This is a genomic window from Methylophilus sp. 3sh_L (assembly GCF_046766015.1).
Taxonomy (GTDB): Bacteria; Pseudomonadota; Gammaproteobacteria; order Burkholderiales; family Methylophilaceae; genus Methylophilus.
This window is the reverse complement of the sequence record NZ_JBKOUF010000001.1, coordinates 116021-142463: the sequence shown is the minus strand read 5'-3', so window position 1 is coordinate 142463 and position 26443 is coordinate 116021. Positions and strand designations below refer to the sequence as shown.

25 protein-coding genes are annotated in these 26443 nt (G+C 52.1%); 8 read left to right on the top strand and 17 right to left on the bottom strand.

Annotated elements, in window-relative coordinates; genetic code table 11:
* Positions 1–987 carry a helix-turn-helix domain-containing protein gene (locus ACIDF8_RS00665; protein ID WP_412008729.1) on the bottom strand — a complete coding sequence of 329 codons (987 nt, stop codon included), beginning with the start codon at positions 985–987 and terminating at the stop codon, positions 1–3.
* Positions 988–1372: 385 nt separating this feature from the next.
* On the opposite strand from ACIDF8_RS00665, the gene ACIDF8_RS00660 reads away from it, so the two are divergent.
* Positions 1373–2257 carry a TorF family putative porin gene (locus ACIDF8_RS00660; RefSeq protein ID WP_412008728.1) on the top strand — a complete coding sequence of 295 codons (885 nt, stop codon included), beginning with the start codon at positions 1373–1375 and terminating at the stop codon, positions 2255–2257.
* Positions 2258–2421: 164 nt separating this feature from the next.
* On the opposite strand, the gene ACIDF8_RS00655 is transcribed toward ACIDF8_RS00660, so the two are convergent.
* Entirely contained in the window at positions 2422–6114 is a 3693-nt protein-coding gene (locus ACIDF8_RS00655; protein ID WP_412008727.1) for an EAL domain-containing protein, read from the bottom strand.
* Between the two features lie 275 nt (positions 6115–6389).
* Here ACIDF8_RS00655 and xth point away from each other — a divergent pair, with 275 nt between their 5' ends.
* Positions 6390–7166, top strand: coding sequence for an exodeoxyribonuclease III (gene xth / locus ACIDF8_RS00650; protein WP_412008726.1), 777 nt, complete (start codon positions 6390–6392; stop codon positions 7164–7166).
* Here xth and ACIDF8_RS00645 read toward each other — a convergent pair.
* Genes ACIDF8_RS00645 through ACIDF8_RS00635 form a run of 3 tightly spaced genes read right to left on the bottom strand, consistent with a single transcriptional unit; the run spans position 7163 to position 10044 of the window.
* Complete coding sequence (locus ACIDF8_RS00645) at positions 7163–8116, bottom strand: hypothetical protein (RefSeq protein ID WP_412008725.1); 954 nt, start codon at positions 8114–8116, stop codon at positions 7163–7165. The two genes, xth and ACIDF8_RS00645, sit on opposite strands and share 4 nt — an antisense overlap.
* Positions 8117–8128: 12 nt before the next feature.
* A complete protein-coding gene (locus tag ACIDF8_RS00640) occupies positions 8129–8557 on the bottom strand; it encodes a DNA polymerase III subunit chi (protein ID WP_412008724.1) in 429 nt (142 codons plus the stop codon).
* A 5-nt stretch (positions 8558–8562) separates the two neighbouring features.
* Positions 8563–10044: a leucyl aminopeptidase gene (locus ACIDF8_RS00635; protein WP_412008723.1), complete on the bottom strand. Its 1482-nt coding sequence runs from the start codon at positions 10042–10044 to the stop codon at positions 8563–8565.
* A gap of 88 nt (positions 10045–10132) precedes the next feature.
* On the opposite strand from ACIDF8_RS00635, the gene lptF reads away from it, so the two are divergent.
* The gene (gene lptF / locus ACIDF8_RS00630; protein ID WP_412008722.1) at positions 10133–11236 is read left to right on the top strand and encodes an LPS export ABC transporter permease LptF; all 1104 of its coding nucleotides are present in this window, start codon (positions 10133–10135) and stop codon (positions 11234–11236) included.
* A gap of 3 nt (positions 11237–11239) precedes the next feature.
* Complete coding sequence (gene lptG, locus ACIDF8_RS00625) at positions 11240–12334, top strand: LPS export ABC transporter permease LptG (RefSeq protein ID WP_412008721.1); 1095 nt, start codon at positions 11240–11242, stop codon at positions 12332–12334.
* A 34-nt stretch (positions 12335–12368) separates the two neighbouring features.
* On the opposite strand, the gene ACIDF8_RS00620 is transcribed toward lptG, so the two are convergent.
* From ACIDF8_RS00620 to ACIDF8_RS00610, 3 genes are all read right to left on the bottom strand, one after another.
* A complete protein-coding gene (locus tag ACIDF8_RS00620; RefSeq protein ID WP_412008720.1) occupies positions 12369–12770 on the bottom strand; it encodes an RDD family protein in 402 nt (133 codons plus the stop codon).
* An 84-nt stretch (positions 12771–12854) separates the two neighbouring features.
* On the bottom strand, positions 12855–13397 hold the full coding sequence (gene fae, locus ACIDF8_RS00615; RefSeq protein ID WP_412008719.1) for a formaldehyde-activating enzyme: 543 nt from the start codon (positions 13395–13397) through the stop codon (positions 12855–12857).
* Between the two features lie 47 nt (positions 13398–13444).
* Positions 13445–13885, bottom strand: a complete 441-nt coding sequence (locus tag ACIDF8_RS00610) for a GNAT family N-acetyltransferase (protein ID WP_412008718.1) — start codon at positions 13883–13885, stop codon at positions 13445–13447.
* An 84-nt stretch (positions 13886–13969) separates the two neighbouring features.
* Here ACIDF8_RS00610 and ACIDF8_RS00605 point away from each other — a divergent pair, with 84 nt between their 5' ends.
* Positions 13970–14350: a DoxX family membrane protein gene (locus tag ACIDF8_RS00605; RefSeq protein WP_412008717.1), complete on the top strand. Its 381-nt coding sequence runs from the start codon at positions 13970–13972 to the stop codon at positions 14348–14350.
* Positions 14351–14394: 44 nt separating this feature from the next.
* Here ACIDF8_RS00605 and ACIDF8_RS00600 read toward each other — a convergent pair whose 3' ends face one another.
* From ACIDF8_RS00600 to def, 7 genes are all read right to left on the bottom strand, one after another.
* Entirely contained in the window at positions 14395–15657 is a 1263-nt protein-coding gene (locus ACIDF8_RS00600; protein WP_412008716.1) for a sigma-54-dependent transcriptional regulator, read from the bottom strand.
* Positions 15658–15666: 9 nt separating this feature from the next.
* Positions 15667–17829, bottom strand: a complete 2163-nt coding sequence (locus ACIDF8_RS00595; RefSeq protein ID WP_412008715.1) for a sensor histidine kinase — start codon at positions 17827–17829, stop codon at positions 15667–15669.
* Positions 17830–17833: 4 nt separating this feature from the next.
* Complete coding sequence (locus ACIDF8_RS00590; RefSeq protein ID WP_412008714.1) at positions 17834–18409, bottom strand: DUF4390 domain-containing protein; 576 nt, start codon at positions 18407–18409, stop codon at positions 17834–17836.
* The gene (rsmB, locus tag ACIDF8_RS00585) at positions 18387–19676 is read right to left on the bottom strand and encodes a 16S rRNA (cytosine(967)-C(5))-methyltransferase RsmB (protein WP_412008713.1); all 1290 of its coding nucleotides are present in this window, start codon (positions 19674–19676) and stop codon (positions 18387–18389) included. The genes ACIDF8_RS00590 and rsmB overlap by 23 nt, the downstream gene beginning before the upstream one ends.
* Positions 19677–19793: 117 nt before the next feature.
* On the bottom strand, positions 19794–20663 hold the full coding sequence (htpX, locus tag ACIDF8_RS00580) for a zinc metalloprotease HtpX (protein WP_412008712.1): 870 nt from the start codon (positions 20661–20663) through the stop codon (positions 19794–19796).
* An 84-nt stretch (positions 20664–20747) separates the two neighbouring features.
* Positions 20748–21668, bottom strand: coding sequence for a methionyl-tRNA formyltransferase (gene fmt, locus ACIDF8_RS00575; protein ID WP_412008711.1), 921 nt, complete (start codon positions 21666–21668; stop codon positions 20748–20750).
* A 14-nt stretch (positions 21669–21682) separates the two neighbouring features.
* Positions 21683–22198, bottom strand: coding sequence for a peptide deformylase (gene def / locus ACIDF8_RS00570; RefSeq protein WP_412008710.1), 516 nt, complete (start codon positions 22196–22198; stop codon positions 21683–21685).
* A 167-nt stretch (positions 22199–22365) separates the two neighbouring features.
* On the opposite strand from def, the gene ACIDF8_RS00565 reads away from it, so the two are divergent.
* The 3 genes from ACIDF8_RS00565 to ACIDF8_RS00555 all read left to right on the top strand — a co-directional run bounded on the left by ACIDF8_RS00565 (position 22366) and on the right by ACIDF8_RS00555 (position 25060).
* A complete protein-coding gene (locus ACIDF8_RS00565; protein WP_412008709.1) occupies positions 22366–23403 on the top strand; it encodes a LysM peptidoglycan-binding domain-containing protein in 1038 nt (345 codons plus the stop codon).
* Positions 23404–23414: 11 nt separating this feature from the next.
* A complete protein-coding gene (dprA, locus tag ACIDF8_RS00560; RefSeq protein ID WP_412008708.1) occupies positions 23415–24527 on the top strand; it encodes a DNA-processing protein DprA in 1113 nt (370 codons plus the stop codon).
* A gap of 65 nt (positions 24528–24592) precedes the next feature.
* Positions 24593–25060: a DUF494 family protein gene (locus tag ACIDF8_RS00555; RefSeq protein WP_412008707.1), complete on the top strand. Its 468-nt coding sequence runs from the start codon at positions 24593–24595 to the stop codon at positions 25058–25060.
* A gap of 69 nt (positions 25061–25129) precedes the next feature.
* Here the strand turns inward: ACIDF8_RS00555 and metF are convergent, their stop codons facing one another.
* Both metF and ACIDF8_RS00545 read right to left on the bottom strand, forming a co-directional pair.
* A complete protein-coding gene (metF, locus tag ACIDF8_RS00550; protein WP_412008706.1) occupies positions 25130–25957 on the bottom strand; it encodes a methylenetetrahydrofolate reductase [NAD(P)H] in 828 nt (275 codons plus the stop codon).
* Between the two features lie 70 nt (positions 25958–26027).
* Positions 26028–26378 (bottom strand): phage holin family protein, encoded by a 351-nt coding sequence (locus ACIDF8_RS00545; protein ID WP_412008705.1) that lies wholly within the window; start codon positions 26376–26378, stop codon positions 26028–26030.
* Between the last annotated feature and the right edge of the window lie 65 nt (positions 26379–26443).

Below are 26443 nucleotides of genomic sequence, written 5' to 3'. Positions count from 1 at the left end.
TCACTCATGAAAGCGCTTGAAGGTTGTAGAGGGCGCTTCCCCAAACATCTTTTTATATTCCTGCGAAAAATGTCCAAAATGCCAGAACCCCCATGACGTGGCTGCCTCCGTCACGGAGTTGGCGTGCCTCAGCATTTGGCGGACACCATTCAGCCGCTCAGTGCGCAGGTAGACGACCGGACTTTTCTCCAGAGTCCGTTGAAAATGGTATTGCAAGGTGCGGTGACTCATGGCCAAAGACTCGCACAACTCGACGACACTGATAGGATCATCCTGGCGTTCACGCACGATTTTTCGGGTTTTGGTGACCACTTGCCAGGATTGATGCTGATAATAAACCGTCCTCGGCGCCGAATCGTCACAGAGCAAGGTATCGGCCACCATTTGTAAAGCCATCATTTGTGTTTCTTGCACCAGCGTAGGGTATTGAATAAAGCCGGGCAGGGCCTTGAGCGTCGTAAAGACAGAGCGCACAAATCGGACCAGGTTCTGATATTTTGTTTGACTCAAATATAAAATCTTGGCGTGCTGGCACTGCTGATCCAGTCGCTCCTGATCGTCATCGGACAAATACTGCATCAGAAACTTTCTCGAAATCACCATCAAGCCGATGGTCAGGTTTGCGGGCGAAACAAACTCAAAACCGTTTCTGCCAGAAAAAATATGCACTGCCTGCTGCTCGCAGAGGCTGCCACAAAACATGCCCTTTTGGATGCTATTCATCGGCACCCCGATAGAGATTGTCTCCTCATTCAGGTAACCTTGTTGATGGAGTTGCTGATTAGTAAACTCAAGGAATAGTGACACCTCAGGCAAGTGCACGTGGGTCACAAAGCCATTAAAGTGCCCGGCCGAGAGCTGTGAATAATCCTGATGCCAGCCTTGCAGGAACTGAGATTGCTCATCAAAATCCTGACTTTCCCTATGCAAATAGGTTGACTGTGGCAGCGTCAATAATGCCGCAGCGCGCGCGCAGTGTTCTAACATGATGGTATCCCTGAGTTTGCTTTATTATTGTGTGAGCTAACTGTAGTGCTGAGTTAGCAAATAACATTCCAACTCTTCTGCTTGAGCACACCACCCTGCATTCAGCTTGCCATGCAGGTTTACAAAGCATTTCCTGCGCGCTTTTATTTCGTAGCAGTGGTTACCCCCATCACAAAGTTATCAATCCAGGTGCAATTAGGCATGCTGCGCCTATTTTTAGTGCATTGCATGGGCGCAAAAAACGCTGCCTGCGCATCAGGTTACTCATCTAATCCTCAAACCTCTCATCACCATTTTTATCGGCATCTTTGCCGATTTGGGATAGCCGCAGGGCACTGCAATCCGCAGAATGAGCTCACATTATTTATTAACAGGGACCCTATTTATGCGTAAATCTATCCTTTTTGCTCTTGCACTCGTCTCCGCAAGTTTCGTCTCCACGCTTAGCCAGGCAGAAGAAAAATCGGCCTGGACCTTATCCAGAAATGTGGCCTTTGTGTCGGACTACTACTCCCGCGGCATCTCTCAGTCATGGCACAAGCCTGCCGTGCAGGCCGGGATGGATCTTGCCCATGATAGCGGCTTTTATGCAGGCATTTGGGGGTCTAGTATCACGCCACAAACCTATGTCGACAGTACCACCGAGATTGACATTTACACGGGCTACAATGGCAGTTTCGCTGCCGTTGAAAAGCTCGCCTGGTCAGCCGGGCTAATTGGCTACCTCTATCCAGGCGGCAATTGGAACAAATGTGACTGTAAACGTAGCGACGGAGCAACCAGAGTGGGTAGCCAGCGCTTTGACACTTATGAAGCAAATGTTGCCCTCAGTTATGACTGGATTAGTGCAAAAGCCTCTGTCACGCTCACAGACTGGTTTGGCGCCAATAAGAGTACCGGTTTTGACAGTGATAGCCGTGGCTCCACTTACATCGAGTTAAATGCCAACTATCCGCTGCCGTTTTATGACCTGATTCTGGTGGGACACGTTGGGATGCTTGATGTAGCGGCGAAGGTAACGCCACTATCCTACGGTGCTTACTCTGCTGGTAAAGGGAATCCAGACAACACTGACTACAAAATTGGATTGAGTAAAACGCTGGCAGTAGCGAATACAACTGGGCTGAACCTTGGCCTGTACTATGTGGGGGCGAATGACACTGGCTACTGGAGTCCCCAAGGTTACGGTGGCTCCAGTTTTAATGGCGGAAGCCGGTCCAAAGACCTGACAGATAATCGCTGGATAATCACGCTGAGCTCTACCTTCTGATCAACGCCGCGTTTGATCCGTGGTCGCGCGTCAGTCTGATGCGACTGTCGTAGGCTGGAGCGCCACTTCTGGCCGTTAGCGACCAAACACAGTCCTCTCTCATACTCCCGGTTGACCGGGAGTTTTTTTATGTAAGGTGCGTCAGAGGCTGGCCCTACCAAGCATCAGCCGGTCATGACAGACCGTCCGGTTGCGACCAATCGTTCAAAATCCTGCGTACGCTGCGGAACGGAGAAGTAATAGCCTTGGAACGTATTACATCCCAAACGGGTGAGAAGGTCGAGCTGCGCCTCCGTCTCCACCCCTTCGGCCAATACGTCGAGTTGCAGGCTGATCCCCAGTGAAATAATGGCATTGACGATACTTTGATGATCTTGCCCCTGCAACATATCACGCACAAATGACTGGTCAATTTTGAGCTGATCAAACGGGAAGCGCTTCAAATAGGATAACGAGGAATAGCCGGTGCCAAAATCATCTAGCGAAAAACAAATGCCCGCGGCTTTGAGCACATTCATTTTCGCAATGATATCTTCCACATTGTCTATCAGCATACTTTCGGTCAATTCGAGTTTTAAACGGCCCGGGGCGATATTGGCTTGGGCCACTAACTGTTGTACCTCAGCCACAAACCCTGATTGCAGGTATTGCTTGGGGCTCACATTCACCGCCAGCACCATTTGACTGAGTTGTGGATGGAATGCCCACTGTTGTAACAAGGCGCAGGCTTGCTGTAACACCCAGCGTCCCAAGGCGACAATTTGGCCGGTAGACTCGGCAATCGCAATAAACTCACCAGGCATGATCAGGCCACGTTCCGGGTGTTGCCAGCGCAATAATGCCTCTGCGCCAACTACCTGATGCTGCTGGTTGTATTGGGGTTGCAAATGCAGGATGAACTCCTGTTTTTGCATCGCTTCATGCAGCTCTGCCTCCAGTGCAACGCGCTGGCGGAGCTCGGTTTCCATCTGCGTATCAAAAAACTGGTAGCCATTTCTACCCGCCTCTTTGGCTTTATACATCGCCATATCTGCCCGCCTGAGCAACTCATCGGTTTGGCTGGCATAGGCCGCATCAAACAACACGATGCCTATACTCGGCGTCGTATAGTGCTGGTAGTGATCCAGCTTGAAGGGCTTTTTAAAGGCATTGACGATTTTTTCGCAGATATTTCGCGCCTGTTTTTCCGCATGCTCGACGTCCGCGGCCAAACTATCCAGTACCACCACAAACTCGTCACCCCCAAGGCGGCTCACCGTATCCTGGCGCCGCACCGATTGTTTGATGCGTTTGGCGACTTCAATCAGCAATGCATCGCCGACCGCATGCCCATGCGTATCGTTGAGTGTTTTGAAGTTATCAATATCAATAAACATCAACGCCCCACCGGTTTTTTTCTGTTGCGCTTTACGGATGTGCGCAACCAGCCTGTCTTGCAGCAGCAGCCGGTTAGGCAGGCCGGTCATGGTATCGTAATAGGCCAACTGGCGAATTTGTGCGTCGGCACGCTTGCGCTCACTGACATCCCTGAGAACAGCCACCCAATGCGTGACGCGGCCACTTTTGTCATGTAAAGGTAGCGCATCCATTTCTAACGAGAGGCCATTCCCGTGCTGGTCTACGGTCACGACTTCTGTTTTGATCGGTAATTGCTGCTGCCAGGCTTGCTTGATACGTTGCAAATCACTGGCTGGCGTACTGTTTTTAAACAGCTCAAACGGGGAAAGATGATTGAATGGCTCCACAGCTAAGCCAGTGATCCGTGTAAACGCTTCGTTCAAAAAAACAATTTTTTGTTGCAAGGGCGTCTGCACCGGCGCTTCTGTGATCATCACCACATCGTTGAGTCGCGACACGCCGTTTTGCAGCAACTTTAATTGTTCATCAGACTGCTCACGCTCTATCGCCAACCCCAGGATATGGGCATAACTCTCAACCAAATCCAGCTCGGCAGGCTGCGGCACATGTGGCAACTGGCGGTACATGGCCAGCATGCCCAATACCCGATGACTACGCGACACAATCGGCATGCTCCAGCAGGCGCGCAGGCCGTGTTTAAGCGCCAGGGCCGCATAATCTGCCCATAGCGGATGGCTACTGATCTCTTCGGCAATCACCCGGTGCTGTGTCAAACTCAGCATGCCATGCCCGGCCACAGGCAGATGATTCATCGCTTTTGCATAGCTGTCAGGTAAGCGGTGTGAAGCAGCATGATGCAGATGGCGGCCATCCTGATCCATCTGCAAAATCACGCAAAACACCTCGGAAAAATGCGCTTCAATTAACTGCACCGCTGCATGCAAAATGGCTTGCAAAGGCACATCGGCCAGTAGCATGGCCTGTATTTTCTCTTGTCCCTGCTTGATGGCCTCAAGCTGTTTTTGCGCAGTAATATCCTGTAACGACCCCTGCACCTGGATAATCTGGCCTTGCGGATCACGCACCGCTTGTCCCATTGCACGGACCCAAAACCGTCGTCCGTTCACTGTGCGCTTTTCCAGCTCCAGATCATACGGAATGCCTTCTTGCATGCATTTTTGCAGCGCCGTGGTCATCAGTTCGCGGTAGGCAGGCATAAACAGTTGCATGCCCTCTTCCAGGCTGGGGGAAGATCCGGGCGGCAGTTCATGTAAAGCAGCCACTTCATCGGACCAGCGCATGCGTTGGGAGGGCAGATCGATGACCCAGCCGCCGATTTTCGCCACATTGCCAGCTACTTTCAGTAAATATTCCGTCTGGCGCCGCTGATCAATTTCATCCTGCAAAGCCCGCGTCCGTTCAGCGACCTGCCTGCGCATTTGCAGATTCCACAACATGGTGAAGGTCACCACCAGCACCAAGGAAAACACCCCACGTATGAGCCAGTTCACATAAGGGCGCTCTATCGAAACATCATCGTGGTAGACAAAACCTTTGAGCTGGAAGTCAGCCGGGACCAGACCGAGCGCAGCATAGGTCTGGGCAATCCCCTGCCAGCGCTCCTCGTTCATATGTCCCCAGGGCACGATCTCAGACAATACATAAGGCGCCATGAGCTGGGCTTCTTGCAATAAGGTTTGCGCCTGTATGTCACGCTGGACCACGCCAGGCATCTTCGCAATGGAGTGCGCCATGGCATCCTGGTGGTTAAAGGCATATTTCCAGCCTTTTTTGGTCGCGCGTAAAAAAGCCTCAGCTTGTGCCGGATGTTGCGATAACACCTGCTCAGTCGTGAATAGCACATCGCCATAGAAGTCTGCACCATAGGCCTGGTTGCTGAGGATCGCGGGGATATAGCCTCGTTGCCGCAACTGCATGGGTTCGTCTGTGGCATAAGCCATTACGGCATCCACCCTGCCCTCAATCAAATCATCCAGACCGGATTGGTAGGGCAGAATGGTCATTTTCTGGATATCCAGATGATGTTGAAGCAACATGGCCTGAAATTGCAGGCGCCCATGCTCGCCAGAAAGCATAATTCTTTTGCCGATTAAATCTTCAGGCCGTTTAATACCGCTTTTTTGCAAGCTGAGTAAGACGTAAGGGGAGTGCTGGAAAATGGCCGCCAGCGCGACAACCGGCTTACCCGATAACCGTGAAATGAGGATTTCCGAATCCCCAATCGCGTAATCGGCCTTGCCGTTTAATACCTGTTGCAAAGGATCGATAGACTGCCCACCCTCAATAATCTCGACATCCAGGCCCTCATCGCGGTAATAACCCTGTTGCAGGGCCGCATAATAGCCAGCAAATTGAAACTGGTGATGCCATTTGAGTTGTAAGCGGACGTGTTCAGGCGTGGATGACGGATAGGCAAACGCTGGCCAAACCATGGCCAGTAGCGAGGTGCACAATAAAACAATCCATCGGCGTGTCATGCGTATCCAGACAACATGAAAGACATCCTGACTGGATAAAAAGCGCTCTGTCAGGCCCAAGTGTATTTATACGGCAGAGAAACCCAAACGGATTAGCGAAATAGACACTGAATCCATGGGGTATCCTCAGAATTGATTTCACACACATCGTGGCTAAGATTTCCGGCCCAGCACTGCACAGCATCCAGGCAATGCCTGTGATCTTTGCTGCTCGTGTAAAATAGCGGCAAATCAACGATGGCGCGGCTTATTGCGGTGAATTTAAGGGGAAAAGGTTGAAACTCGCTACTTGGAATGTTAACTCGCTGACCGTGCGCTTACCGCATGTGCTGGACTGGCTCAGTGCGAATCAACCGGATGTGCTATGCCTGCAGGAAACCAAACAGGAAGATAGCAAATTTCCGTACGCAGCACTAAAAGAGGCTGGCTACAATGCTGTGCATAATGGACAGAAAACCTATAACGGCGTGGCGATCCTGAGCCCGCATCCGATTGAGTCTGTGCATCTAGACTTACCTGACTATGCCGACACACAAAAGCGCATTATTGCAGCCACCATACAAGGTGTCCGGGTAATTTGCGCCTATATCGTCAATGGCCAGGCGCTGGATTCGGATAAATACCAATACAAGCTTGAGTGGCTGAATGTGCTGCAAAACTGGCTGCGTACTGAGTTGGGTACGCATGAAAGACTGGTACTGTTGGGGGATTACAATATCGCGCCAGATGACCGTGACTGCCACGACCCTGTGGCCTGGCAAGGACAGGTCCTGGTAAGCCCGGCTGAGCGGGCCGCTTTCCAGCAACTGCTGGATTTAGGCTTGCATGATAGTTTCCGGCTGTTTAATGAACAGGCTGGCCAGTTTAGCTGGTGGGATTACCGCATGGCTGCATTCCGCCGTAATATGGGCATGCGGATTGATCACATTCTAGTCAGCAACGCCCTCAAACCACTATGCGAAAGTTGCGTTATAGACAAAACGCCCCGTAAGCTGGAACGCCCCAGTGATCACACGCCTGTGGTATTAACGCTCACCAATCCAACGGTTTAAACAGTAGGCATCACAAACTTGATGCCCTGCAACACCTCAAGAATCCGTGCCTTGAGGCGCTTGTTCATGTCGCCTTCCATCTCTTGCAGTTGGGCAGCCACCAGGGCAGCGACTTTTTCTTGCAAACCAGGCGCATGGGCTGAAACTTCCGCCTGCAGGCCCTGTTTGAACGCCTCCAGTTGCTGTGCAGTCAACTCGTTAAATACCTGCTGCAATGACTGTTTATAGTCTGCAGCCAGCGTCGCCGCCGACAGCTCATGACTGGCAGATAAGCGGGATTTGGCTTGCTCTTGCAATTGTTGCAGATGCGTTTCCAAATCGGCTTCCAGCTGGCTACGCAAGGCTAATACCCGGCTTTCGAGTTCAGCTTGCTGTTGCTCCATGACATTGGCCAGCCGCTCATCCAGCCATTGCTGGCTGTTTTGTTCCAGCCGCTCAAGTAGTGTTTGCTCAGTCGCGGCCAAAGTCGCCTGCTGGGCATCGTTAAGCTGGACCAGCTTATCTTCCATCGCCTGCAATTGCTGTGCTGCCTTATTTTCCAGCCCTTGCGTAAAAGCGAGTTCACGTTGTTGCACTTGGTCTAACTGACTTTCTGCCATCTGCGTCAGTTGTGCTTCCAGGCCGTCTACTTGTTGCTTGCTGACATTCCCCATCGCTTCACGGAAAGCCTGCTCTATCGATTGTATGCTTTCGCCAATTTGGGTTTGCGCCTGCGAGAGGACGGTTTGTTGCAAAGTGTGGGCATGCTGGGTCAGCGCTTGCTGCTGTTGCTCCAGTGCGGTATTGGATTGCTCACGCAACTGTGCAGTCACCAATTGCGTGATCTCTGGCAATAAAGCCTGTTTGAGCAACACTACCAGCTCGTTCATGTCTGGCATCACAGCCTCTGCTACTGGCGCCGCAGATTTTTGAACGACCTTGGTTAATACCGGAATTTCTGAAGTTTCCACACACCCTCCCCCTTATGCTTGTGATTGCATGGACTTGATATGCTGAATCTCATAGCCACGATCACGGTAAAACGCCCAGCGTTGGCGGCCAGCCGCTTTTTCAGTTTCGTCTTGCCCAATCACCTCAAACACATGCCGGAACCGGCTAAAAAATTTGGGCAATGCTGTTTGGCAGTTAAATAATAAATCATCCTGCAAGATTTGTTCCGGCGCCCAGGCAAGATGCACAGGCGTGAGCGGCGCATGGTCAGCATCTGCCAGCACATGCGGCAAAAATCCTTCCACCGGCTGCTGCCAGAGGGTGGCACTCAATTGTTCCGCCTGCTGCCGATCTGGCAAATAGACGGTCACACTGCGCTGCCTGGCCACCGCCTGCAAGATCAAATGCTGCATCAATGCAGGCGTATCAGGCACATCCGTATAAAAACGAATTTTGGTCATGCCTTTTATTGCGCAGCTTGCGCCAACAGGTAGCTCATGAGCAATGGCACTGGTCGGCCAGTGCCGCCTTTATCCTTACCGGATTTCCAGGCAGTGCCTGCGATATCCAGATGCGCCCAGTCATACTTTTTGGCAAAGCGCGACAGGAAACAGGCAGCCGTAATACTGCCCGCGGCACGTCCGCCGATATTGGCCATGTCGGCAAAATTGCTGTCCAGTTGTGCTTGATAGTCATCCCACAACGGCATCTGCCAAGCACGGTCACCCGCTTGCTCACCTGCCTCTAGCAACGCTTTGGCCAGCTGATCATTATTGGCAAACAAACCGCTAACGTGGTGACCAAGGGCAATCACACAGGCACCGGTCAAGGTAGCGATATCAATCACAGCGGCGGGCTCAAAACGCTCGGCATATGTCAGCGCATCACACAGGATCAAGCGGCCTTCCGCGTCGGTATTCAATACCTCTATGGTTTGGCCGGACATGCTGGTCAGGATATCCCCAGGCTTGGTAGCACGGCCACTGGGCATGTTTTCGCAAGTAGGGATCAAACCGATCACATTCAGGGGCAATTTCAACTCACCTAAAGCCTTGAACACGCCAAATACGGAGGCTGCACCGCACATGTCATATTTCATTTCATCCATGTCCGCCCCTGGCTTGAGCGAAATACCGCCGGTATCAAAGGTGATGCCTTTACCGACCAGCACCACCGGTTTTTGCGATTTTTTGCCTTGCAGGTGCTGCATGACAATAAAACGTGGCGGCTCTTCGCTGCCGCGGGTCACCCCCAGGAAAGACCCCATATTCAGCTTTTCAATCGCGGCCTGATCCAGCACCTCAACTTTAAAACCATAGTCCTTAGCCAGCTTTTCAGCCTGCTTACCCAAATAGCTGGGGGTGCAGATATTCGGTGGCAAATTGCCCAAGTCTTTGGCCAGCACCACCCCTTGGCCAACACCCTGGCCTTGCTCCAACCCCAACTCGGCCTCGGCCTGTGCGGATTTCTCAAGCAATAGGTTGACGGATTGCAGCGCATGCGGTTCTACCGACTTTTCTTTCACCGCATTGACTTTGTAAGTGGCATCAAACACGACTTCAGCTAAGGCCGCCGCTTTTTGCTGCACACTGACTTTTTTCAATGCAAGCGCGGCAAAGTCAGTCGCGATATTTTCTACCCCCGCTGGCAACGCTTTCACCGCTGAGCGGAAACTGGCGCGCAAGCCTTTGAGGGTCAGTTCATCGGCTTTTCCCAAGCCGACCAGCAATACCCTGGGGGCCGCGACGCCTGCCAACTGGCGCAACATCAGGGTGGTCCCAGCCTTGCCCTCCATATCGCCAGATTTGACTGCAGCCGAAATGGCCTTTTCAGTCACGGCATCCAGCAGCTTGGCTAATTCGCTGAGTTTGCGGCCTTCAAAAATGCCAACCAGCAAGCAATCTGTACGCAATTTTTCCGGGGAAGTGCTTTTTATGCTAAATTCCATCTTTATCCTTTTTGGTTCCATGCAACTAGCTTAAGTGATGGTTGTATTATCTAGTGTTTTATGCTGATTTCAAAGCGGTGCATTTAAATTGAAAATTTTCAAACGTGCATTGTCTGCAGAGCTGATGTCTTCAGCTTCTGCCATCTTCCTGATTATTCTCGGTATCGTCGTTGCACAACGCGCGGGCAACATCGTGCGTCAAGTCTCCAGAGGTATTTTACCCAACGATGCGATTGGCACCATCCTGACCTTTAGCCTGGTACAACTCATGCCCATGATGTTGTCGCTGGCCGTTTTTCTGGCCGTATTATTGACCCTGACGCGCTGGCACCGGGATTCGGAAATGGTGATCTGGATGAATGCAGGGCTCAGCTTAAGGCAATGGGCTTTGCCTATCATGCGCTTTCTGGCACCCATCGTGCTCATCATCAGCCTATTCAGCCTATTTATTATGCCCTGGGCCAACGGCAAAGCCGACAGCTACCGCGAACAATTGAAAAAACGTGACGAGCTGTCATCCATCAGCCCAGGCACATTCAAAGAATCAGGTACCGGCGACCGCATTTATTTTATTGAAAGCTTTGACAAACTCGGCTACGAAGTCAAAAACGTGTTTGTCCAATCCAAACAAAACGGCAAAATTGGCATTATTACGGCGAATCGGGGCACACGTTACAAAGCCAGCAATGGCGATAACTTTTTACGGCTGGAGCATGGACGGCGCTACGAAACCACACCCAACACGCTAGAAGTCATGACCACCGAGTTTGAGCGCTATGACATCCGGGTGGAAACCAAAGAGACCGCCCCCACCACGACCACTGCCCAGATCAAATCTACGCAATCCCTGCTGACCGACGCCAGTTCTGCGGATCACGCAGAATTACATTGGCGTATGGCGATTCCAATCTCCACCATCGTCATGGTCTTGCTTGCCATCCCGCTCAGCTTTGTCGATCCGCGTGCAGGCCGTTCGCTCAACATCATGTTTGCGATCCTGATCTTTATTATCTATAACAACTTGCTCAGCATTTTCCAAGCCTGGATTACGCAAGGTAAAATCTCAATGTGGGTTGGATTGTGGCCAGTACATGCAGGGTTTGTGTTGCTTGGCTGGTATATGTACCACAGACGCAAACACTTAAAACCGTTGATGCCCAGCTGGCTCAAACGCAAACAAAAACGCAGCTAAGCCATGACACTGACCCGCTTAAACCGTTACTTCTGGAAAGAGATCAGCTTCAGCATCATGCTGGTGTTGCTTGGCCTGCTGGCTATGTTTTCTTTCTTTGACCTGCTGCAGGAGCTCGATAGCTTAGGACGCGGTCACTATGGCATCAATAGCATGCTGATCTATGTGGCCCTGAGTATTCCTGGGCATATCTATGAAGTGGCGCCGGTCGCCGTGCTGCTCGGCATCGTCTATACGTTAGGCGCCATGGCGGGTAACTCGGAGCTGATTGTGATGCGTACCAGCGGTATTTCATTGCAATCAATTGCCAAGATTCTGCTTAAAATCGGCTTGGTATTTGCATTGGTGACATTTCTGATTGGTGAAATCATTGCGCCCATCAGTGAAAAGCTGGCCCAACGCATCCGCATACAGGCCACGGACTCCGTCGTTGCTCAGGATTTTCAATCCGGCTTGTGGATTAAAGACGGCAGCAGCTTTGTCAACGTCAGCACCGTGATGCCTGATACCAGCCTGGTGGATATCCGTATTTATGATTTCGATCCCCAATTCAAGCTAAAACACATCAGCCATGCCGAGAAAGGCTACTTTCAAGATGACCACTGGGTGCTGTCTAACGTCACCCAGACCAATATCAACCACAGCAAACAGATCCAGGACAACTCGGTCACTTCGCAGTTTTTCAAGCAGACGCGCTGGGAATCGCTGATCCGGCCAGAATTGTTAAATGTGCTGCTGGTGTTGCCAGAAAAGATGTCGGCCTGGAACCTGTATAGCTTTATTCAATATCTGCATCAAAATGGGCAGCGCAGCACGCGTTACCAGGTCGCACTCTGGGCAAAGCTGGTTTATCCACTGGCCTGCCTGGTCATGGTGGTGCTGGCCTTGCCGTTTGGCTTTTTGCAACAGCGCGCCGGTGGCATCAGCGCCAAAATTTTTGCCGGGATTTTTTTAGGCGTGGTCTACCAGATCATGAACCGCGTCTTTGTACACCTGGGCGTACTCAATGACTGGCCACCGCTGGTCAGTGCCATCAGCCCGACCTTGCTGTTTTTGCTGGTCGGTCTGGGCATGCTTTATTACGTAGAGCGGCGTTAACACGGGCATTTAATGCGCTTAACATTGGGCGGACTTACGTGATGCGGATGATCCGCGTCCCAAGCAAGCGGTCATGCAAAAATTGCTGCTCACGGTCAGCAATAGCCCACCATAAGGTCAGGCCGGCCGGTAGCAACAACAGTGTCGCCATCCCATAGCGCAACAAGGCCAGGCGCCAATCCAACAAGCCCCCTTCTGCATCGACCACTTTCAACTTCCAGGTCTGGCTAGCCAGCGTTTGCCCGGTCACCACCCAACAACGCACAAAGTATGCGCCTATCGACAGCCACAACAGCATCTGCAAGCCTAAGCGCCGCCAGCCATGACTGGCATCGCCCACCAACAATACATAGGCGGCAGTCAGCGTCAGCGCTAGTGCCAGCATCAACAAAGTTTCATACAGTACTGCCAGATATCGTTTGATTAAATCTTTCACGGTGCACTTGCCCACTTTCGCCAGATAACAAAAGCCCCGCACATGCGGGGCCGGTTTCACACAGGATAAACAGGGGATCCTGACTTATTTCTGATCCCAGCTGTCTTCCCACATGCAGTGTTTGATTTTGTGGCGGTTAGCAATCAACTCATCGATGCTAGGCTCGTCGTTCAACGCACGCTTCAAGGCCAGCTTGATCGCTTCGTAGTTGTTTTTGTACATATCGGCTTTGTCCAAGTTTGCTTCTTTGGCACAGCCCGGATCAATCCATAACAAGGCAATAATGCACAGGTCATTCACCAGCTCTTTAGGAATAATGCCTTCAATCACAGCATCGGTAATACCATCTGCCACACCGGCTTGTACCACACCACCGAACAATTCGATATTCAAGGAATCTTTCAAAGTGACTTTTGGCACCATCATGGTCGCTGGGCGCACCATCTGGTTGATATCACGCACAGCAAACATGGCTGTGTGGCCTTTGGTTTGCGCCATCATGTTCGCGAAAGCCGTACCCACTGGGCCGTCCACGGAACCGATCACGATTTCTGGCATCGCGGCGGTCACGTCCTTGCCTTCGGAAAACACGGTAGCTTCACCCGCTTTAAATACGATTTTTGACATGAGAATTCCTTTGTATGTCTGGATGTTGGAGAAAATCTAAGCCGTAATTATAGCAGTTCAAGCTGCATATCGACATGCAGGATATTGGCATCCAAATATGGCTCGCTACAGACCTCAAAACCAGCTTGTTGGTAAAAACCAATCGCATGTGTCTGCGCCGACAAGCGCACATGCGTGAGCCCCCATTCACGGCATACTTGAATGGCTTGTAATAACAAAGCCTCACCGATGCCGCGTCCACGCCACTCCGGCAACACTGCCATCCGGCCAATAAAACCGCCTGGCAACACGCGGGCACAAGCCACAGGCAGATGTGCATCATGCGCTAACAAATGAACGGCAGTCTCATCTGCATCATCCCACTCCAGCGACTCCGGAACCTGTTGTTCCTCTATGAACACCTGTTGCCTGATACGGCAGCAATCCGCCCATAAAGGATGGTGTTTACTCAGCGTGCTAACCCTGAGTTCTATACGCTGCACAGACATGGCAGACTCCTGATGAAATATTGCAATTGTGACTGCCCACAGGCATCATACGTCCTTTATTAAAACAGGATTTGAGGAAAAGTTATGTGTCGTTTTCAAACCGCGGCGGCCAGGATTTTACTGGGGTTGGTATTTTTCGGGGTGGTGATTTTAAAGCTGATGACCATTTTAAATACGCCTGATGGCTATCTGCAATACCAGATGATGTTGGGGCAGTTTGGCCTGCCTGCCGTATTTGCGCCACTGCTGATATTCATTCAGTTTGTATTTGGTTTATTGCTGATTGTTGGCTACAAAACACAATTGTCCGCACGCGTGTTAGGCGGGTTAGCGGTATTTATGGCGCTGGTGCTGGGCCAAGCCTCACTAGACGCGTTTTTTGCCTACTTGGGCATCGCTGGCGGCATGTGGTTGTTAAGCATTTATCCGCAAACCGCATGCAGCCTGGATAACCGCAATAAATAAAGCACTTCCGTGATAAAAAAAGCCGGGTTGAGCCCGGCTTTTTTTTATCCCTTGATCTTGATGCCTAACTGTTTGAGCTTGCGATACAAATGGGTACGCTCCAATCCCGAAATTTCTGACAGGCGGCTCATGTTATTTTTGACCAGCCGCATATGGTACTGGAAGTAAAAACGCTCAAAATCATCCCGTGCTTCGCGCAAAGGCTGGTCAAGATTGAGCGGCATGTGTTGCTCAGGCGACTCGCTGCGCTGCCCTTGAAAATTCGCCAGGACGCGCTGCACATCCGTCTGGGTGATGCTCTCCCCCAAGCTGGTCATCAGCAGGTTTTGCACCACAGATTCCAGCTCATCCAGGTCGCCTGGCCAATCTGCATTGCGTAGCGCATTGAGCGCGGCCACATCAAAGGCCTTATAGTCGATCTTGCTGGCTTCTACCATGAGCGTCGCCATCGCATTCACCAGATCGGGAATATCCTCTTTGTGCTCATCCAGGCAAGGCACTTTAACCGCTGCCCCGGCCAGCGTTTGTAGCAAGGCCTGCTCCAGCATGGCTTTTTCAATCAGTTGCGGCAAACCATGCTCACTGGCGCAAATCACGCGCACCCCATACTTCTCGGATTTATTGATCAGCAGGTGCAGGCCTTTTTGCTCAGTCTTGCCCAGCTTGGTGACCTCATCGACAAACACCACGCCTTCACGCGCCTGCTCCAGGATTTCCATGGGCGCAGTGACCAGCTTTTCATACTCCGTCAAGGCAACCCAAGGGGTATTTTGTGGCCGCAAAAACTTGGCGCACAGGGGCACGCTGCCCCCTTTTTTACCAATCAGGAACAAGGTATTTTTATGCCGCGCCAGCTGCTCCAGACGCTGCTTGAGCTCCTGGATAACGGCACTTTTACCAAAACTGGAGAGGTTGATCTCAGTATGCGCAAGATGCTCGGTATGTTTGATGGCGGCACCGACAGTTTTGAGCAGCTTTTGCAAAGCAATTGGCTTTTCCAGGAAGTCGAACGCTCCCAGACGGGTCGCTTCGACAGCGGTGTCTATGGTGCCATGGCCGGACATCATGATGACCGGCATGGTCAGCAAGCCGGCATTGGCCCATTCCTTGAGCAAACTAATGCCATCACAATCGGGCATCCAGATATCCAGCAATACCAGGTCGGGCCGTTGTTTCAGCCGCTCATCCCTAGCCACTTGTGCATTTTCTGCCAGGCGCACGACGTGCCCCTCATCCCGCAAGATATCGCTTAATAACTCCCTGATGCCGATTTCGTCATCGACCACCAAAATATTACGTGAAGCCATGGTACTTCCTTACACGATGCGCTCAACGCGCCGACGTTGTTGTTGTTTATCGACCGGCAAGCTGATGGTGACGCTGGCGCCCCCTTGTGGCAGATTATCGATGCGTATCTGTCCACGCTGCTCTTCTATCATTTTTTTGACAATGGCCAATCCCAAGCCGGTCCCGTGCGATTTGGTGGTGACGTAAGGTTCAAATACCCTTGCCATCACTTCGGTGGGAAAACCACTGCCGTTATCCGTCACTGACAATTTTATACGCTCGCCATCATAATCGGTCAAGACCACAATTTGCGGTTGTTCGCTTTGCACCAGCGCATCCTGCGCATTTTGTAGCAGGTTGTGCAGGATTTGGCGCATCATGGTGGCATCGGCATAAATTTCTGGCAGTTGCTCATGCAACGTCAGCACCAGCTTCACTGCAGAGGCGTTATACAAACGGCTCACATCCCGTATTAAGGCATTCAAATCCAGTTTAACAAGGTGTGCCGCAGGCGTTCTGGCATATTCACTGAATTCATTTACCATGTTTTTCATCGCCTGCACCTGATTGACTATGGTGTCGGTGGCTTTAAACAACATCTCCGCGTCTTTTTCTTCCAGTTTATCTTGCAGTTTAAACTGCAACCGCTCAGCAGAAAGCTGGATAGGGGTCAGTGGGTTTTTGATTTCGTGCGCCAGGCGTCTCGCCACCTCTGCCCAGGCGGCATCCCGCTGTGCCTGTGCCATGGCAGTGACATCATCAAACACCACCACCAGGCCGTGACCGGCACCTTCCGGCAGCCGCGTCACGCGCAGCATAAGCACCTGCTTACCGTGTACGCCTTCAATTTCAATCTGGCTGCTTAAATGCCGCTCATGATGATCAAACTGCAAGGTTTCTTCAAAGTGCTTCATGACCAATTCGGTAAAGGGGCTTAAATAAGGGTTTTCAGTCGCAATCTCGCTAAATACCTTATTTTTAAAACCGACCAGCGACAAGCCAAGGATACTGGTTGCCGCAAGGTTGTACACCCGTAGTTCGGCTTGTTCATTAATCGTCATCACCCCGGAACTCAGGTGCGACAAAATGGCCTCCAGGTAGGCACGCGCCGACTCGACATGCTGGCGGCTTTGCTCTGACGCATTCTTGGCTTCTTGTAACTGGCGCGTCATGCTGTTGAATGACTTGACCAGCACGCTCAGCTCATCCTTGCCGAACGAAGGCAACTGCTGCGAGTAGTCGCCGCTGGCAATCAACCGCGTACCCTCCGCCAACACCGTCAAAGGTTGCGCCATGCGCCGGCTGAGGGCAAACGCAATTGCCAACGCACCCAGCATGGACAGTAGCAGGATCATGGTCAGCGTCAGCATGAAAATATCTTTGAGTGACTGACGGCTATATGACAGGGTCTGATACTCGCGGTAGACATCCTGCACAGACTCAGCCGTATTCGACAGCGCCTTGGGCACTGGTTGCATCAATTGCAGAATCCGCATTTCGCCGGTGATACCCAGGGTTTCCACCGGGATCAGCACCCGCATATACAGGCCTTTGCCAGGGATAGGCTCAATTTTGCCGTAGATACGGCTACGGGCCTGGCGCAACTGTGGCACAGAAGGTAGCTCGGGTAAAAAACTGCTGGGGTCAGAACTGCTGACAGCCAGAATCGCCCCCTGTGGGCTGAGCAACGCCGCATCCTGAATACCGGCTTTTTCCCGCAGATCATTCAATTGCCCGTAATGCGAACGGGCCGTTTGCAGCGACAGCGAGACGGCCATGCTTTGCGCTTTTTCCTTAACGTCTTGCAGCATGATATCCAGCGCCCGCTGCCCCAGGTTCAAACCGCCATCAAGCGCTGACTCGACCTTGACGTTAAACCATGACTCAATCGAGCGTGACAGAAAATTCACGGAAACCAGATAAACGATCATGCCGGGGATCAAGGCCATCAAGGCAAAAGAGACCAGTAGCCGGAAATTGAGCTTGCTGCCCACCTGTTTGGTTTTGGTGGTCTGGTAAAGGTGCCGCAACTGATAGGCAATCACTCCCAGCAATAGCACGGCCAGGCCAGCATTAATCGTCAGAAGGATCAGGTAATAATCGCCACTGATGGCGGTATTGGCACTGGCAAGGGACAGCAGGTAAAGTAGGGCTGCCGCCAGTACAATGGACAAAATCAGGACATACCGCATAAGGCTAACGCAGGGTGTCCTTTACCCACCAGCTAAACGTCGGAGTGACTAGCTCCCAGTCACTCTCACCCAGCGCATCCAGTTGCAAAGCTTTGGGCAGTTTGCTGGTGTCCAGATGCATTTTAAGTGCAGCCTGATAGGGCTGATTTTTTTCTAGGGTGGCATGTGGGGTCAAGCGCCAGTCACGGATTAAGCCCAACTCGCGCCGGGCTTCAGCCAGACTGTCGAATCCCTTTTGCTGTTGCGGATAGTTGAGCAGGTATTGCTTGGTCAGCGCATGATAGTTGAGCGTGACAGCGCGGCGCTCAGTCACGACCTCATCATCAAACCAGTATTTCATGGGCTTTATAATCTGGCATTCATACAAAAAAGTCAGCGTAATACCTTTGCTTAACGCCTCTTCGAGCGCGCGGCCAAAATGCACATCCAGGTCTGCATCCAGCGTCCAGGTATCGTCACGCAGCACCAGCTCAGCACTTTTAACGTGCGCATGATTGTTATTGGCGCCCGCCGCCCAGGCGGTCAGGGTCAGCAGAAAAAATAGCGCCCAGTAATATTTAATGTTTTTGTAAAAGCGCATAGAACAATCCATCATGCGCTGCAGAGGGCAACAATTGCCCGCCAATAAATTGCTGGCAAGGCAGGCCCGAGGCATCAAACTGCACCGGTAACCTGACTGCATCTGCATGCATGGTTAAAAACTGTTGAATCTGCATTTCGTTTTCTTGTTGAAAAATCGAACAGGTGACGTACAGCAATTTACCGCCTTTTGCCAGCATATGCCACAAATTCGATAATATTTGCTGCTGCGTCCGGGCAAAGACCGTTAAATCCTGCGGCCGACGCAACCATTTCATATCCACATGGCGGCGCACAATGCCCGAAGCACTACAGGGCACATCTGCCAGAATGCGGTCAAATAACTGGCCATCAAACCAGTCAGACTGAGCGGCATCACCGGCTTGAATCCGGGCCTGTAAGCCCAGTCGCTGCAGGTTATCTTGCACCCGGCGCAGACGCTCAGCCTCTACATCGAGTGCCAGCAAGTGGATGTCACTGGCTTCTAGCAGATGGCAGGTTTTACCTCCGGGGGCGCTGCAAGCATCCAGCACACGCATGCCGGTTTGCACATCTAGCAAAGGGGCGGCCCACTGCGCGCCTGCATCCTGCACACTGAGCCAGCCTTGCTCAAAATGCGGCAGCTTGTGAACCGGCAAGGGTTGCTGTAACTGAATTGCCGTGCCTCCCAGCGCTTGCGCCGCAATACCATTGTCAGCGAGTATCTGCATGTAACTGTCAACATCGGTCTTGCGCAGGTTAATGCGCAACGTCATGGGCGGATGGCTGTTACCCACCTGTAGTATCGCCTGCCAATGATCGGGATATTGCTGCTTAAGCGTATCAATCCACCATTGCGGATAGTTGTATAGCACCGTTTCGGACTGTCCGACTTGCGCTTGCAAAGTTGTCCGTTGCCGCAAGAAATTACGCAAGACGGCGTTCACTAGGCCCTTTGCCCAGCGCTGGCCGGTCTTGCCCGCCGCTTCCACCGCCTGGTTGACCACGGTGAAGTCATCTTCGCTACCATGCAGCAACTGCGACAAGGCCACCAATAACAGCGCATGGACGCGTGCATCTGTCACCGGTTTGGCCGTTAATGCCTGCAAATAAGCGGCGGCTTCGGCGTACCTGCGTAGGGTGAGGTAACTGTAATCCTGCGCGGCCGCCTGCTGCTGTGGCGTTGCAGCCTTCACCTTGCGCAAGGCCTTGGGCATGGAGACAGTCAGGTTATGTCCGGCCAACACTTCGGCCACCGCAGATGCGGCTATGAGCTGGGCAATGTGCAAAACAATACTCTGGTTTAAAAAAAGATTATTTTACTTGATGCGCCGCCAATACACAGTCAAACCCACATAATAAAAAAGGCTTTCTTACGAAAGCCTTGTCTGCACGTGAAATTGCGCTTAGTACAGGTTCGCCAGGGCCAGCAAGCGGCGAATGCGCTCCTCCGTCTGCGGATGTGTGCTGAACAATCCAGCCAAATCTGCCCCTGACAAAGGGTTAATAATCATCATCTGCCCGGTCTCAGGATGTTGCTCGGCGGTCATATTCGGAATCTGGTGCGCATAATTGTGAATTTTTTCCAGTGCGGCAGCCAGCGCTTTCGGATCGCGGCTAATCTCAGCGCCCATACGGTCTGCTTCGTATTCGCGCGACCGTGAAATCGCCATCTGGATCAGTGACGCAGCTAACGGCGCCAGCACCATGATCAGGATACCAATGATGGGGTTGGGCCGGTCTTCGCCCTCTCGATGCCCGCCAAACATCAGGCCAAATTGCGCAATCGATGAAATCGCCCCGGCCACGGTGGCAGAAATGGTAGAAATCAGGGTGTCGCGGTGTTTCACATGCGCCAGCTCATGTGCCATCACCCCACGCAATTCGCGCTCACTCAAAATCTGCATGATGCCGGTGGTGGCTGCCACAGCCGCATTTTCAGGGTTGCGACCAGTTGCAAAGGCGTTAGGCTGGCTTTCATTGATCACAAACACACGCGGCATGGGCAGTTGCGCCCGCTCGGCAAGCTCCTTGACCATGTTGTAATAGTTGCGGAACTGCCCATTACCAAAATTATTTTCAGCATTGATCTCCACGGCGCCATACATTTTCAGCACTGCTTGGTCGCTAAACCAATACGCATAAAAGTTCATGCCGCCTGCCAGCAACAGCGCCATTAACATGCCGCCCTGGCCACCCAGCGCACCGCCCACCGCAACAAACAGGGCGGTAATCGCGGCCATCAACACAAAGGTTTTGGTCCAGTTGCCTAACATAGTGACTCCTTAACAATACGGTGAATAACGTCGACTTTAATATGCGGGGATGACAGGCATTTTTCAATGCCTGCATAAGATGGATTAGAAAAAACGGTCGCCGACTTGCACATGCTGGCCCTGCACAAACTGCTGAGCCGTTTGGCGTTTGCCGCCAGGCATTTGTAACTCATGCAGCTCCAAGGCACCGTCACCACAGGCGACTTGCAGTGGGTGCGTCTGCACCACGACGCCTGGCTCACCTTTACCTGACACCGCCTGGGCAAACCATAGTTTGCAAATCTGGTCATTAAACTTGGCAGTGGCCACCGGGAAAGGATTAAAGGCACGTACCTGGCGTGACAGCTGCTGCGCGGACTGTGTCCAATCAATGGCAGACTCGGCTTTTTCCAGCTTGTGTGCATAAGTCACCAGCGACTCGTCCTGAACTTCAGAAGCCAGGCGGCCAGTCCTTTGCAGGGTCTGCATAGCCTCCACCATCAAACACGCACCCTCGCGGCTGATCGCGTCGTGCAAGGTCTGCGTGGTATCTTTCTCAGTAATCGCCACTGACCACTTACTGATCATATTGCCAGCATCCAGCTTGGGCACGACTTCCATAATGGTGACGCCAGTCTCGGCATCCCCGGCAAGGATCGCTCTATGGATAGGCGCAGCACCGCGCCAGCGTGGCAACAAGGAGCCATGAATGTTGTAACAGCCTAGCGCAGGCAGATTCAACACCGCCGTCGGGATAATCAACCCATAAGCGGCAACGATCAGCACGTCTGCGTGGACGGCAGCCAGCTCGGCCTGCACGTCTGCTGGCTTCAGGCTTTCAGGCTGAAAAACACGCAACTTGTGTTGCAAGGCCAGTTGCTTCACCGGACTCGCTTTTAATTGCATACCACGCCCAGCGGGACGGTCTGGTTGCGTCAACACCATGACAATTTCATGACCCGCGTCTATGAGTCCTTGCAAGGCCGGTACAGCAAACTCCGGGGTCCCGGCATAAATGATACGCATGCAAACTTCCTGACTTAATAACTGTTGCGCTCGATTTCGCGCGCGTGCTTAACCATTCTGGTGCGGATGCGGTTACGCTTCAGTGTAGATAGATACTCTACAAACACTTTGCCCAGCAAATGATCCATCTCATGCTGAATGCAAACGCTCAGCAGGCCATCGGCATCCAACCTGAATGTTTTGCCATGCACATCTTGTGCTTCTACGGTAATGAATTCAGCGCGGGTAACACTTTCGTATACCCCCGGCACGGACAAGCAGCCCTCTTCGTAATCCTGGCTACCCGACTGGGCAATGATTTTAGGATTGATCAAGACCAACAAATCGTCTTTTTCCTTGCTCAGGTCAATCACAATCAACTGGATATGCTGGTCAACCTGGGTGGCTGCCAGGCCGATGCCAGGCGCGTCATACATGGTCTCAGCCATATCGCTGACCAGTTGCTGTAATGCCTCATCAAATACTTGCACCGGTTTTGCCACCGTATGCAGGCGTGGATCCGGATATTGCAAAATTGGAAGTAGTGCCATGCTCTACAAATCTTTCCATTCAAATAGGTTTGTGCAAAAACAGGGCAAAACGCCTGCTTTTTCACCTTGATCAGAACTTTAAAGCCATGCTAGATTGCTTGATATTGCGCAGTGGCTGTGCGCGGGTACAGCCTATCCCTTTGTGTCGCATAAAACAGAGACGCCACATGACCAAAATTGTTCAAATTATAACCTCGCTTGCGCTGGCTTGTAGCAGCTTATTGCTACAGGCAGAAGAAATTCAATTGCGGCCGCAGCATCCTGACCGGCATGTTGTCGTCAAAGGCGATACCTTGTGGGATATTTCGGCCAAGTTTCTTAAGAATCCATGGCAATGGCCACAAATTTGGCAATTGAACCGGTCCAACATTAAAAATCCGCACTGGATTTACCCAGGGGATGTCATTGTGCTTGACACCAGTAGCGGCAAACCGGTGCTTAAACTGGTCCGAGAGTCCGTCACGCTGGAGCCAGGCATGATCGTCACGCCGATTAAGGGCGATGCCATTCCAGCCATACAACCCAATATTATCCAGCCTTTTTTGACCAAACCCATGCTGATTGCACCGGACGAACTCAAGTCGGCCCCCAGGATTATTGCGGCCCAAGAGGAACGCGAGATTCTAAGCCCAGGGACACGTATTTACGTGCAGGGCCTGCCAGAATCCCCACGCAACGCCTGGGCCATCTACCGCGAAGGGGAAGCAATCAAGAATCCGGAAAATGGTGAGCTGCTGGGCACGGAAGCCCATTACCTGGGAGAAGCCAAACTGTTGCGTGCAGGCCAACCTGCCACCTTGACGGTGAGCCAAGCCAAAGAAGAAATTGCCATCAAAGACAAATTGATTGCGCTAGCCGATGAACTCAGTCCGCCTTATGTCCCGCATGCGCCCGACCGCCTGATTGATGGCCAGATTGCGCGCGTCAGTGAAGGGATTAATGAAACCGGCTATGGCCGCGTGGTCGTACTCAATCGTGGCGAAGCGCAAGGCCTGGAACGCGGCCATGTGCTTTCAGTGCTACGCAAAGGCACCAGCATGATAGACCCCGAATCCGCAGACCCTAAACATCCGGTGACGATTCAGCTGCCAGATGAGCCTGTGGGCCTGGTGATGGTATTCAAAACCTTTCCCAAGCTGTCATACGCGCTGGTGATGCAAGCCTCGCAACCGATCCATGTAGAAGACGTGGTGCGTACTCCCTGAACTCCGCGCTGATGGTCACAGATCCTGAAGAAAGTGCCGCCTGGATTGCCCTAAGCCTGGTTGAAGGCCTTGGCAGCGTCACCTATTGCCAACTCTTGCTGCAGTTTAAAACCCCGCAGGCGATTCTGGCTGCGTCTTATAGCAGCTTGTGCGAGTTGGTCAGCAAATCAGTTGCGGAGGGGATCCAGAAAGCACCGGAAGACCCGCACATCGCCAAGACGCTGGACTGGCTCTCTCAGACGGATAATCACCTAATCACGCTGGCAGATGCCTACTATCCGCAACGCCTGCTGAGCATAGACCAGCCACCGCCCGTGCTGTATGCCAAAGGCAACCTGCAAATGCTCAAGCGGCCTGGCCTGGCCATTGTCGGCAGCCGCCATGCCACGCCGCAAGGCGAATCCACCGCAGAACAATTTGCCGAAAGTTTGTGTCGCGCCGGATTTGCAGTAGTGAGCGGACTGGCATTAGGGATAGACGGCGCGGCCCACAGGGGCGCACTCAAAGCCGATGGTGCGACCATTGCCGTGGTCGGCACTGGATTAGACATTGTCTACCCGGCCCGGCACAAAGGCCTGGCCCACCAGATTGTGCAATATGGCTTGCTACTGTCGGAATATCCCTTAGGCACACCATCCTTGACGCATAACTTCCCCAGGCGTAACCGCATTATCAGTGGCTTATCTGAAGGTTGTCTGGTGGTGGAAGCCAATATTGATAGCGGATCATTGATCACCGCCCGGCAAGCGATCGAGCAAGGCCGGGAAGTGTTCGCCATTCCCGGCTCAATCCACTCTCCGGTCTCCAAAGGCTGTCATGCGCTGATCAAACAAGGGGCAAAACTGGTGGAGTCGACCGAAGACATTGTCAGCGAATTAAAGCATGTCCGGCTACCTCACCCCGCATTTTCGATTAGCCCGAACGGGTCACTACCCGATTGGACTAATCTACCCGCCGAAGCCAGTCCTGTCCTGGCTTGCATGGGGTTTGACCCCATCTTTGCAGAGCTCATCGCCGCCCGTGCCGGGTTGACGCCTGAGCAAGTTTCCACCATGCTAACACTACTTGAATTAGAAGGTGTGGTCAGCCATCTCGCCAACGGCCAATTCCAAAGATTGGTTTAACGCCTGGCTTAGACGCACCCCAACAACGCTGTCCTAAAAGCAGTGTGTTTGAGGAGAATTTAGACATGTTGGAAGTGCTGATATTTATTTATCAAAATTATTGGGACAAACATGATGCGTTTGAGCTGAAAGAAACAGACGAAACCATCATGGCTTACGAGTTATCCCAAGCCGGATTCAACCACCAGGATATTTTGCACGCGGTCGGCTGGGTCAAAGACTTGCGCCGCTCGGTGCAACAACCGCAATACCAGCAGGATCCCTTTGCCATTCGCGTATTTTGCGAGATGGAGCGCACCAAGATCAGTGACGATAGCCTGAATTTTTTAGGCTTGCTACAAAGAAGCGACATTATTACCGCTTATGAACGCGACCTGATTATTGACCGTGCCATGGTCTTGCCCCAAGAAACCCTGAGCATGGAAGACATCCGCTGGATCACCATGATGGTGCTGTGGGATGAAACACGCAAACAGGATTACCTGTTTGTTGAAGATGCCTTGTTTAACCCACAAGGCTTATCCCTGCAATAAAACGCCCATAGGTACAAAAAAGCGCGGCTGACTCAGACCGCGCTTTTTTATTTACTAGAACTGCTAAAACTACAGTTGCCGGATAATCTGCCCAATAATGCCTGCCTGATTCAGCGTGTAAAAGTGCATTTTATCCACCCCTGCCGCAATCAGCTTGGCACAGATATCGGTGACGACATCCACCCCAAATGCGCGCAATGAAGCGATATCATCTCCATACGCTTCCAGGCGCATGCGCAACCAGCGTGGAATCTCAGCCCCACACACACTAGAGAAACGCGCCAGTTGGGTATAGTTATAAATCGGCATAATGCCGGGAATAATCGGTGCAGTGACGCCGAGCTTTTGCGCAGCCTCAACAAACCTGAAATAGGCATCCACATTGTAAAAATACTGTGTAATGGCCGAATCTGCGCCCGCATCAATTTTACGCTTGAAACTTTCCAGGTCTTTTTGTGCCGAGCCGGCTTCCGGATGAAACTCAGGGTAAGCCGCAACCTCCAGATGAAACCAGTCGCCTGTCTCGGCGCGGATAAAACTTACTAGCTCATTGGCATATTTAAAGTCGCCTGCACTGACCTCGCCTGAAGGAATATCCCCGCGCAAAGTGACCAGGCGCTTGATACCTTTGGCTTGATAGGCATGTAGTAACTCACGGATTTCTTCTTTGCTGGAAGAAATACAGGAAATATGCGGCGCTGCCCCATGGCCTTCGGCCTGGATTTCGAGCACGCTCTCCATGGTACGGTCACGGGTGGAGCCCCCGGCACCAAAGGTCACTGAGAAAAATTCTGGGGAAAATGCCGCCAACTCTTTGCGTACATTGCGCAGGTTAGCCATGCCTTCCGCCGTTTTGGGCGGAAAGAATTCAAAACTGTAAGAAATATGATTGTTCACTTGTTTTATCTTTAATCTATTCTGTTCGCGACGACCGGACGCAGTAAGGGCTTACAGGCACAGTGGTGGCTTAATCTTTACCATCCACCACAATGGCACTCAGCACACCGGAGATCACGCTGTAGGCCAGCGCACCAATCACGCCAATCAGTATCGAGCTCACCGAAAAGCCTTGTAGATAATTGCCGACTGCCCAAAACAGTAATCCGTTAATGACCAGTATAAACAGACCCAACGTTAGCAAGGTGATGGGTAAGGTGAGGAGGACCAGCAAAGGCTTGATCAGCACATTGACCAGGCCAATGACCAAGGCAGCCACCAATGCCGCCTTAAAATTCGCCACATGAATACCTGGCACCAGGTAGGTCACTGCCATCAGCGCCACAGCATTCAAAACCCAGACTACCAGCAACTTAAACATGCTCACTCCTCAGGATGGTTGTGAGGAGAGTGTACACCGAAACTCCTGCCAGGACATCTGGCGGG